Below are 10,210 nucleotides of genomic sequence, written 5' to 3'. Positions count from 1 at the left end.
TTCGTCAGAAGCGCCCGGCGAGCGTCAGCCGCACGGCGGTGGGCTCGACGGGGTGGAAGTGGCGGTCGGGAACACCGTCCGCACCCTCGCCGGACAGACGGGACACGTAATAGTACGTGATCTGGTCGGCCTTGGCGTTCGTCAGGTTCAGGACGTCGAGCGACAGGCTGACGCCGTTGCCGAAGGCGTAGCCGATCCGGCCGTTGAGCAGAGCGGTTGCCCGCGAGCGCACCGAATTGTCCTCGATCAGCGGTCGCTGGCCGAAATAGCGGAAGCGCAAGGACCCGAACCAGCCCTCGGTCTCGCCGAAGCCGATCCCGGCCGAGGCGATGGTGGTCGGCGCGTCGGGCACGCGGCGGCCGGCATCCGGGACGCGGTCGGCGAAGCGCGCATTCGTCACCGTCAGGTCGCCCTCCAACTGGAGCCAGGGGGTCAGCGCGTAGCGGTTGGTCCACTCGACGCCGAAGCGGCGGGTCGGGCGGCTCGGCTCGGTGGTGCCGGAATCGCCCTGGAACAGGTTCTCCGAGGCGAGATCGAGCCGGAACAGGGCGATTGCCGTCTCCAGCCCGGCAATCGAGCGGTTGCGCAGGCCGATCTCGTAGCCGGTCGAGGGCACGAGGAACGGCGCGCGCGGCACGCCGAGCGCGCCCGCCGGATCGCCGGTGGCGATGACGCCGCGCACGTCGTTCGAGTGGAAGCCGCCGCCGTAATTCAGATAGAGTTCGGTGTCGGCCCAGGGCCCGAGCACGAGGCCGAGCTTCGGGCTGACGATGCCGTCGCTGGGTCGGCCGGAGGCGCCGCCGGCGAGGTTCGAGCGGACATCGGCCCAGTAGCCGTCGGCCCGGAAGCCCACGCTGGTGCGCAGCCAGTCGGTCCAGCGCACCCGGTTCTCGGCGTAGAACGCCGCGCTCGTCTCCAGCACCTGATCGTCGAGCACGGGCGAGCGGAACTGCCGCCGCGTGGTGTTGAACAGGCCGACCCGCATCGAGTCGGTGCGGGTCTGCACCCCGATCTCGTTCTCCATCGGCATCCCGAAGAGGTCACCGGGGACGACGTGGCTGACTTCCGCGCCGCCGAGCACCCGGTCGTCGAGCTGGCGGAACTGGTCGCCGTTATCGGGATCGTTGAGGAAGTAGGTGAAGTTGTTCCACAGATTCATCCGGTAGCGGATGAGGTAGGCGTTGGCCCGGGTGATCCCGGCCTCGCCCGTGTGGCTCCAGCGGCCCGACAGCGAGAAGCGGCCGGTGTCGCCGCCATCCGTCGGATCGAGGGTGCCGAAGCGGCCGATGAGGCCTTCCGCAACCGCGCGTTCCGGGATCTGGTTGGTGGCGTTCCACTTCGCCCAATAGGCCATGCCGGTGACGGAGAAGCCGTCGAGCGCCGTGCCCTGGCTGTAGCGCAGGACGCCGTTGAGTTTTTTCAGGCGGTCCGGCACGTCCCAAGGCCCGTCGTAGGTCTGCGCCTCGCCCGCGACCAGCAGGTTGCCTTCACCCAGCGGTGCGGAGGCGATGGTGAGCGCGCGCTTGTAGCCGAACGAACCGATCGAGGTCAGGGCGACGTTCCTGGCCACGGTGTCGAGATAGTCGATCCGCACCGAGCCGGCGGAGGCGAAGTCGCCGTCGCGCACGAAGTAGGGGCCCTTGTGGAACTCCACCGCGCCGACGAGTTCGGGGATCAGGAAGTTGAGGTCGGCATAGCCCTGGCCGTGGGCGTGGGTGCGCATGTTGACCGGCATGCCGTCGACGAACAGGGCGATGTCGGTGCCGTGGTCGAGGTTGAACCCGCGCAGGAAGAACTGATTGGCCTTCCCCTCTCCCGAATGCTGGGTGACGATCAGGCCGGGCACCGCCTCCAGCACCTCGCCGGGGCGGGTGACGGGCCGGGCGTTGACCTGCGCGCCGGAGACGATGCCGCCGCTCGCCGACGCCTCCGGCTGGAGCGCGCCGCCGATGCCGGTGACGCCGCCGACGTAACCGGCGCTGGCCGAGAAGGCGGCGGGCGCCGACGGCGCTTGGCTCGCGACGGAGAGTTCGTCGAGCGTGACCGCCTCCTGCGCGACGGCGGGCAGCGGCAGGAGCGCGGCGGCGAGCGCCGCCAGACGCAGGACGGTCGGGGAACGGGGATCGGACACGGGGGCCTCGGGCAACGGCAGTGGCACGTCACCGCGAACGAAGCCGTGGACACCTCCGAGCCCTGAGCAGGATCGGTGCCGTCCCCGGCAACCCATCGGTGCACCCCGCCCGACGCGCCTCGCGTGTGACCACGGCTGACGGCAGGTCTCCTGGCTCGCGGGTCGCGGCCCTCTCACCGTCTTCCCGGATGCGGCGCATCCAGTGACACAGGTGGCGGAAGGCTCGCCGCTCACAGTTGCGGGGGCAGCCGCGGCATCGGGCTCGAAAAACCCTTACCGCGTTCCCTTTTGATCCCCGAGGGGAACCGTCACGCTCACGCTAGCACGGCGCTCGCCTGCACCGTCAACGCGCCAGCGGGCGCGCCGGCCGCGAAGCGGTGCGGCTGTGCCCCGTGGGAGACACCCGTGATACGGTGACCGGACGACCGCTTCGGTCGCTGCCTCTCCCCGTCATTGCGAGGCGAAGCCGAAGCAATCCAGTGCTCCGCACTGTCCAGAGGAGGCGCGCTCGGGACCGCTTCATCCAGCGGCTCGCCCTCTTCGGAGAATGCGGAGCGCTGGATCGCGTCAGTTCCGCCTCGCGATGACGGGGGAGCTGCATCAGGCGTCTTGGGGCGCGGCGCTGGCGCGCGGCAGCACCCGCGTCAGCCCGAGCCCGGCGGCGAGGCCGGCCGCGTGGAGCCCGGCGGTCGCGGCGAGGAAGCCGAGGCCGTAGGCGAGGCCCGAGGCGGTCTCGGGCATCTCGGCCCCGTGCGCCGCCCCATGGAAGACGGCGAAGGCGCCGACGAGGCCGGCCAGCGCCGCGAGCGGGATCATCCGGGCGCAAGAAGCCATCACGGCGAAGGCCGCGACGGAGGCGAGGATCGCCGGCTCGACGAAGGGCAGGTCGAGGCCGGCGATGGCCCCGCCCGCGCCCAGCGTCATCATGCCGAGGAAGCAGGCCGGCAGCAGCCAGAGCGCCCGCCCGCCGACGAGGCCGGCGATGATGCCGACCGCGACCATCGCCAGGACGTGGTCGGCGCCGCCGACCGGATGGGCAAAGCCCGCGGCCCAGCCCATCGCCTCGCCGTGGCCCGGATGGGCCAGCGCCGCGCCGGGCAGGAGCACGAGCATTGCTGCCGGCACCAAGGAGCGAGAGATCATGCGGGTTCTCCGAACAAAGATCATTTGGCGAGTCCCCCGGACTCGACGACGAAGCGGGCGATGGCGTCGGCCCCGTGCCCCTCGCGCAGCGAGGCGAAGACGTAGGGCCGGGTTCCCCGCATGCGGCGGGTGTCGGCCTCCATCACGGCAAGATCCGCGCCGACGAGGGGGGCGAGGTCGGTCTTGTTGACGACGAGGAGGTCGGAGCGGGTGATGCCCGGCCCCCCCTTGCGCGGGATCTTCTCCCCGCCCGCCACGTCGATGACGTAGAGGGTGAGGTCGGCCAGTTCCGGCGAGAAGGTGGCGGCGAGGTTGTCGCCGCCGGATTCGATCAGCACCACGTCGAGATCGGGGAAGCGGCGGCGCATCTCGGCCACCGCCGCGAGGTTGATCGAGGCGTCCTCGCGGATCGCCGTGTGCGGGCAGCCGCCCGTCTCGACGCCCATGATCCGCTCCTCGGGCAGCGCCCCGGCGACCGTGAGGAGGCGGGCATCCTCCTTGGTGTAGATGTCGTTGGTGATGGCGCAGATGTCGTAGGCATCGCGCAGCCGCTTACACAACTGCTCCATCAGCGCCGTCTTGCCGGAGCCGACGGGGCCGCCGATGCCGACGCGTAAGGGGCCGTTCGCGGATGTCGTCGCCTCTGTCATTGCGAGCCTCACGAGCGAAAGATCCGGGAATACTGGGTCTCGTGCCGGAACGAGCCGAGATCGACCATAAGCGTGGCCGAGCCGAGCGCGTCGAGGCCGAGCGGTTCGACCGCCTCGGCCAGAGCCACCACCCGCGGAGCCAGCGCGGCGACCACGCGGGTGCCGGCCGCCTGCCCGATCGGCGCGACGCGGAGCGCGGCCGAGACGATGGCCTGGACGAAGGCGAGCCCGTAGGCCGCGAGCACCGGCCCGCGCGCCATGCCGTGGGCGGAGGCCGCCGCGCCGACGGCCACCGGCAGCGCCACCGGCCCGGGCAGGGCTTGCGCGACCGCGTCGAGGGCCGGGCAGGGCCAGGCCGCGAGCGTCGCGTCGAGGAAGCTGCGGCCCTGCTGGCTCGTCTCCAAGTGGAGCTCCCGCGAGGGCGCCATCGCCAGGGCGAGGTCGTTGACCGCCTCCAGGACGGCGCCCTCCCCGGCCGCAGCGTGGGCGTGGGCGGCCAGGATCAGGTCGTTGCGCCCGGAGCCCCGCTCCAGCACGTCGCCGAGCCACTCCGAAAGACCCGCCTCGTCGGCCACGATGCCGGCTTCCACCGCCCATTCGAGGCCGTGCGAATAGGCGAAGCCCCCGACCGGATAGGCCGGCGACAGCCACGCCATCAGCCGCAGCGCCTCAATCATGCCGGTGATGGCCGTGGTGGTGATCATGATCGTGATCGTGCGAATGCGCGTGGCCGTGCCCGCCCTCGTAGGCCCCACCCTCGGGGCGGAACGGCCGCTCCACCGGCTCGGCGCTGCCGCCCAGCCCCCGCACCATCTCGGCGAGCACGTGATCCTGCGCGATCCACACGGCCTCCGCCCCGATCTCGGCGGGGATGTGCCGGTTGCCGATATGCCAGATCAGGCGCTTGAGGGCATGGTCGGTGGGCGCCCGGATTTCCAGCAGGCGCTCGGGCGCCGCCTCGACCCAGACGAGACGGCCGTCGTCGAGGACGAGGGCGTCCCCGTCGTCGAGCACGGTCGCCTGCGCGAGGTCGAGCAGGAACGCGGTGCCGCCGACGCCGCGCATGGCGATCCGGCGCCGATGCCGGTCGCCGTGGTCGAGCACGACGCGGTCGACGATCTCGCCGCTTGTGAGCGCATCGCGGCGGATGAGGGTTCGGGCGCGCTGCATCAGAACAGGAAATACCTTTGCGCCATCGGCACCACCTCCGCCGGCTCGCACACCAGAAGCTCGCCGTCGGCGCGCACGTCGTAGGTCTCGGGGTCGATCTCGATCACGGGCGTCGCGTCGTTGAGGATCATGCTCTTCTTCGAGATTCCCTCGCGGGTGTTCTCGACGGCGACCAATTCCTTGTTGACCCTGAGCCGGGCCGAGAGTCCGTCCTCGATCGCCGCCTTGGAGACGAAGGTCAGCGCCGTGGCGAAGGGCGCCCGGCCGTAACTGGCGAACATCGGGCGGTAATGCACCGGCTGGGGCGTCGGGATCGAGGCGTTGGGGTCGCCCATCGGCGCGGTGGCGATCATGCCGCCCTTCAGCACGAGGTCTGGCTTCACGCCGAAGAAGGCGGGCGACCACAGCACGAGGTCGGCGAGCTTGCCCGGCTCCACCGAGCCGATATGGCGCGACACGCCGTGGGCGATCGCCGGGTTGATCGTGTATTTCGCCACGTAGCGGCGGGCGCGCAGGTTGTCGTTGCCGGAAGCGTCGCCGGGCAGGGCGCCGCGCTGGCGCTTCATCTTGTCGGCGGTCTGCCACGTGCGGATCACCACCTCGCCGACCCGGCCCATCGCCTGACTGTCGGAGGACATCATCGAGAGCGCGCCGAGATCGTGCAGGATGTCCTCGGCCGCGATGGTCTCCTTCCGGATCCGGCTCTCGGCGAAGGCGAGATCCTCGGGGATCGACGGGTCGAGGTGATGGCACACCATCAGCATGTCGAGATGCTCGTCGATGGTATTTTTGGTGTAGGGGCGCGTCGGGTTCGTCGACGACGGGAGCACATTCGAGAGCCCCGCCACCTTCATGATGTCCGGCGCGTGGCCGCCCCCCGCCCCTTCGGTGTGGAAGGCGTGGATGGTGCGGCCCTTGAAGGCGTGAATCGTGTCCTCGACGAAGCCGCCCTCGTTGAGGGTGTCGGAGTGGATCATCACCTGCACGTCGTGGGCATCCGCCACCGTGAGGCAGGTGTCGATGGCCTGCGGGGTCGTGCCCCAATCCTCATGGAGTTTCAGCGCGCAGGCGCCCGCCCGCACCATCTCCTCCAGGGCGCCGGGCAGCGAGGCGTTGCCCTTGCCGGCAAACGCGAGGTTCATCGGGAAATGGTCGGCGGCCTCGATCATCCGGGCGAGGTGCCAGGGGCCCGGCGTGCAGGTGGTGGCCAGCGTCCCGTGCGCCGGCCCGGTGCCGCCGCCCAGCATGGTCGTGACGCCGGAGCAGAGCGCCTCCTCGATCTGCTGCGGGCAGATGTAGTGGATGTGGCTGTCGAAGCCGCCCGCGGTGAGGATCTTCCCCTCCCCCGCGATCACTTCGGTGCCCGGCCCGACCACGATGTCGACGCCCGGCTGGATGTCCGGGTTGCCGGCCTTGCCGAGCCGGACGATGCGCCCGCCCTTGAGGCCGACATCGCATTTCACGATGCCCCAATGGTCGAGGACGACCGCGTTGGTGATGACGGTGTCGACCGCGCCCGCGGCGTTGGTCACCTGGCTCTGGCCCATGCCGTCGCGGATCACCTTGCCGCCGCCGAACTTCACCTCCTCGCCGTAGGTGGTGAGATCGCGCTCGACCTCGATGACGAGGCCGGTATCGGCCAGCCGGATGCGGTCGCCGGTCGTGGGTCCGAACATGGCGGCGTAGGCGCCACGCGGCAGCGAGGCCGGGGGTATCTGCGTGCTCATCAGTGTCCCTCGTCGGCGAGATATCGGGATCCCAAAGGGATCATCCCTTTGGCGGGGTCTGGGGCGGAGCCCCATGAATGGCTTCGCCGACCAGGGCGGGGCCGGACCCGAGCAGGTGGTAGACCAGGATCGCCCCGAAGGTCGCGGTGCCGATGCCGCCCATCGCGAAGTCGCCCAGGCGCACCGTCAGGTCGCCCGCGCCCGCGATCAGCGCGACCGCCGCGGTGACGAGGTTGCGGGCGTCGGAGAAGTCGGTCCGGTCCTGCACCCAGATGCGTCCGCCGGTGGCGGCGATCAGGCCGAACACCACGAGCGCCAGCCCGCCGACGACCGGCCCGGGGATCGTCAGCACCAGGGCGCCGAATTTCGGCGAGAAGCCGAGAAGGATGGCAAAGCCCGCCGCGGCGACGAAGACCAGCGTCGAGTAGATGCGGGTGACCGCCATCACGCCCATGTTCTCGGCATAGGTCGTCACGCCGGTGCCGCCACCGAACCCGGACAGGATCGTGGCGAGCCCGTCGGCGAGGAAGCCGCGGCCGATGAGGGGATCGTAGTCGCGCCCCGTCATCGCGGCGATCCCCTTGATATGGCCGAGGTTCTCCGCGACCAGGATGAGGGCGACCGGCGCGATCAGCACCATGGCGGGCGCGGTGAAGACCGGCGCCGAAAAATGCGGCAGGCCGATCCAGGCGGCCTCCCCGAGGCGAGCGAAGTCGATCGGCTTGGCGAGCCCCAGCCCGTTGGCGAGGACGAGATAGAGCCCGTAGGCGAGGCCCGCCCCGATCAGGATCGGCAGGCGCCGCGCGAGCCCATGCCCGCGCACCGCCACGAGCCCGACGAGCAACGCCGTCACCAGCCCCATCGCGGTGTCGAAGCCGGCGCCCGAGATGCTCTTCACGGCGACGGGCGCGAGGTTGAGCCCGATCGCCGCGACGATGGCGCCGGTGACGACGGGGGGCATCAGCCGCTCGATCCAGGCGGTGCCCGACAGGTGCACGGCGAGCCCGATAGCCGCGTAGACCACGCCGCAGGCGACGATGCCCCCGAGCGCGACGCCGATATTCGGGTTCGGCCCGGTGCCGGCATAGCCGGTGGCGGCGATCACCACGGCGATGAAGGCGAAGCTGGAGCCGAGATAGGACGGCAGCCGCCCGCCCGTCAGCACGAAGAACAGCAGCGTGCCGATTCCGGAGAACAGGATCGCGGTGTTGGGGTCGAACCCCATCAGGATCGGCGCCAGCGCGGTCGAGCCGAACATCGCGACGACGTGCTGGAGCCCGAGCACCAGGGTCTGGCCGGCGGGCAGCCGCTCGTCGGGCGCGACCTCGCCGGAGGTCTTGAGGCGCCAGTGGGGGAAAATGCTCACGACCGATCCTCTCGCGGCGCGCCGCCTTGCTCACCGCACCGCGCCCGGCTCATAACCGAATCGCCGACGGATTTGTCGGACAAGGAGACCGTCATGTCGAACCGTAAGCTCATCGCGAACCGAATTTGTCGCCCGTATTCCAGCAAATTTAGTGCCGGTTTCGCCCGTCGTCGCCTCAAGCAAAAGATACGGACATGACATTCCCGAATATCGAACATCTCGACCAAGTCACACCGCACGTTTCTTTCGATCGGGGTTTCGTCGTCTCGCGACGGCCCGACCATACGGTGATCGATTACGTCTACACCGTCCCCGAGACCTTCAGCTCCGCCATGGCTCTGGAATGCCGCGGCCTGAAGTTCGACCGCGACGGGCGGATCATCGGCCGGCCCTTCCACAAGTTCTTCAATCTCGGCGAGCGCCAGCGGATCGAACAGATCGACTGGTCGGCGCCCCATCACGTGCTCGACAAGCTCGACGGCTCGATGGTGCATCCGGTCAGGCTCGACGGCGCGACCGTGTTCATGACCCGGATGGGCGCCACCGGGCAGGCCGCGGCGGCGCAACGCCATGCCGATCCGGGCCTCCTCGATCTCGCCGACCACCTGCTCGCGGGCGGCATCACGCCGATCTTCGAGTTCACCGCGCCGGACAACCGCATCGTGGTGGCCTACGAGCGGCCGGCGCTCACCCTGCTCGCGGCGCGGGCGATGGTGAGCGGCGCCTACCTGCCGCAGGCCGAGCTGGTGCGGCTCGGGGCGCGCTTCGGCGTCGCCGTGGTGCGGGCCGGGCCCCCGCTCGCGGACGCCGCCGCGTTCGTCGCCCGGGCCCGCCGCGAGGCCGGCATCGAGGGCTACGTGCTGGCGTTCGAGGACGGTCATCGACTCAAGCTCAAGACCGACGGCTACGTGCTGCGCCACCGCGCGCTCACCGGCGTGCGGCTGGAGAAGACGGTGCTGGCCTGGGTCGCGGCGGGCGCCGTCGACGACGTGGTGCCGATCCTGCCCGAGGCGGCGGCCGCGCGGCTGCTCGCCTATCAGGCGACCATCGAAACGCGGGCTGCGGCGCATGCCGCCGACATCCGCGCTTTCGCGGCCGAGCACCGCGGCCTGCCGCGCAAGGACTACGCCGCGCTTGCCTTCCGGCGCTTCGACAAGCGGCTGACCAAGGCCGCCTTCGAGGCCTATGACGGGCGCGACCCGCGCGGCGTGATCGGGGGGCTGCTGACCTACGCGGCGGGGAGCGAAGGCCGGGTCGAGGCCGTGCGCGACCTGTTCGGCATGGCCTGGAGCGTGGACGACCTCGCCCTGCCGGAGATCGAGCCGTGAGGCGCGCCCTGCCCTGACGCGTGCGTGGGGGTGGGCCGGTGTCACAGCCGGCCCATCACCTCGCCGCGGAAGCCGTAGACGGTGCGGGAGCCCGAGAGCGGCACCAGCGTCACGTCGCGGGTCGAGCCCGGCTCGAACCGCACGGCGGTGCCCGGCGCGATGTCGAGGCGCTGGCCGCGGGCCTTTTCCCGGTCGAAACGCAAGCCGGGGTTCACCTCGAAGAAGTGGTAGTGCGAGCCGACCTGGATCGGCCGGTCGCCGGTGTTGGCGACCGTGACCACGGTACGCGGCGCGCCCGCGTTGAGTTCGATGTCGCCCGGCAGCGTCGTCACCGTACCCGGCACGTCCTGGGAGGGCGCGCCGCGGATCGGGTGATGGACGGTGACGAGCTTGGTGCCGTCGGGGAAGGTCGCCTCGACCTGGATGTCGTGGATCATCTCGGGGATGCCCGGCATCACCTGATCGGCGGTGAGCACGTGGGCGCCGGCCTGCATCAGTTCGGCCACCGAGCGCCCGTCGCGGGCGCCCTCGACGACGACATCGGTGATGAGCGCCACCGCCTCCGGGTGGTTGAGCTTCACCCCCCGCGCCAGCCGGTTGCGGGCCACCTGCGCCGCCATGGCGACCAGAAGCTTGTCTTTCTCGCGGGGGGTGAGGAGCACGGGCGCTCTCCGGATTTTTTCGATTTCGCGCGG

At 70.6% G+C, this 10,210-nt stretch carries 9 protein-coding genes and 1 riboswitch; of the genes, 1 reads left to right on the top strand and 8 read right to left on the bottom strand.

Annotation, left to right across the window (positions count from 1 at the left end; genetic code table 11):
- Positions 1-4 precede the first annotated feature (4 nt).
- The 7 genes from HNR00_RS13120 to HNR00_RS13090 form a co-directional block, all read right to left on the bottom strand.
- Complete coding sequence (locus tag HNR00_RS13120; protein WP_376770382.1) at positions 5-2,131, bottom strand: TonB-dependent receptor; 2,127 nt, start codon at positions 2,129-2,131, stop codon at positions 5-7.
- Between the two features lie 123 nt (positions 2,132-2,254).
- A riboswitch (cobalamin riboswitch) is annotated at positions 2,255-2,456 on the bottom strand.
- 275 nt (positions 2,457-2,731) lie between these two features.
- Positions 2,732-3,274, bottom strand: coding sequence for a HupE/UreJ family protein (locus HNR00_RS13115; protein ID WP_246390593.1), 543 nt, complete (start codon positions 3,272-3,274; stop codon positions 2,732-2,734).
- Between the two features lie 20 nt (positions 3,275-3,294).
- Positions 3,295-3,924 (bottom strand): urease accessory protein UreG, encoded by a 630-nt coding sequence (gene ureG / locus HNR00_RS13110; RefSeq protein ID WP_183569946.1) that lies wholly within the window; start codon positions 3,922-3,924, stop codon positions 3,295-3,297.
- 8 nt (positions 3,925-3,932) lie between these two features.
- The gene (locus tag HNR00_RS13105; RefSeq protein ID WP_246390592.1) at positions 3,933-4,628 is read right to left on the bottom strand and encodes an urease accessory protein UreF; all 696 of its coding nucleotides are present in this window, start codon (positions 4,626-4,628) and stop codon (positions 3,933-3,935) included.
- Positions 4,594-5,094, bottom strand: a complete 501-nt coding sequence (locus HNR00_RS13100) for an urease accessory protein UreE (RefSeq protein WP_183569944.1) — start codon at positions 5,092-5,094, stop codon at positions 4,594-4,596. Before HNR00_RS13100 ends, HNR00_RS13105 begins: the two co-directional genes overlap by 35 nt.
- Positions 5,094-6,821, bottom strand: coding sequence for an urease subunit alpha (gene ureC / locus HNR00_RS13095; protein ID WP_183569942.1), 1,728 nt, complete (start codon positions 6,819-6,821; stop codon positions 5,094-5,096). The genes HNR00_RS13100 and ureC overlap by 1 nt, the downstream gene beginning before the upstream one ends.
- Before the next feature lie 40 nt (positions 6,822-6,861).
- The gene (locus tag HNR00_RS13090; RefSeq protein WP_183569940.1) at positions 6,862-8,187 is read right to left on the bottom strand and encodes a solute carrier family 23 protein; all 1,326 of its coding nucleotides are present in this window, start codon (positions 8,185-8,187) and stop codon (positions 6,862-6,864) included.
- Positions 8,188-8,381: 194 nt separating this feature from the next.
- Here HNR00_RS13090 and HNR00_RS13085 point away from each other — a divergent pair, with 194 nt between their 5' ends.
- Entirely contained in the window at positions 8,382-9,515 is a 1,134-nt protein-coding gene (locus tag HNR00_RS13085) for an RNA ligase (RefSeq protein ID WP_183569937.1), read from the top strand.
- 41 nt (positions 9,516-9,556) lie between these two features.
- On the opposite strand, the gene HNR00_RS13080 is transcribed toward HNR00_RS13085, so the two are convergent.
- Positions 9,557-10,177, bottom strand: coding sequence for an urease subunit gamma (locus HNR00_RS13080; protein WP_183569935.1), 621 nt, complete (start codon positions 10,175-10,177; stop codon positions 9,557-9,559).
- Between the last annotated feature and the right edge of the window lie 33 nt (positions 10,178-10,210).

The sequence above is a fragment of the Methylorubrum rhodinum genome (assembly GCF_014199935.1).
GTDB classification, from domain to species: Bacteria; Pseudomonadota; Alphaproteobacteria; order Rhizobiales; family Beijerinckiaceae; genus Methylobacterium; species Methylobacterium rhodinum.
Note: the sequence above shows the minus strand (reverse complement) of the source record. Positions and strands in the feature narration are given on the sequence as shown.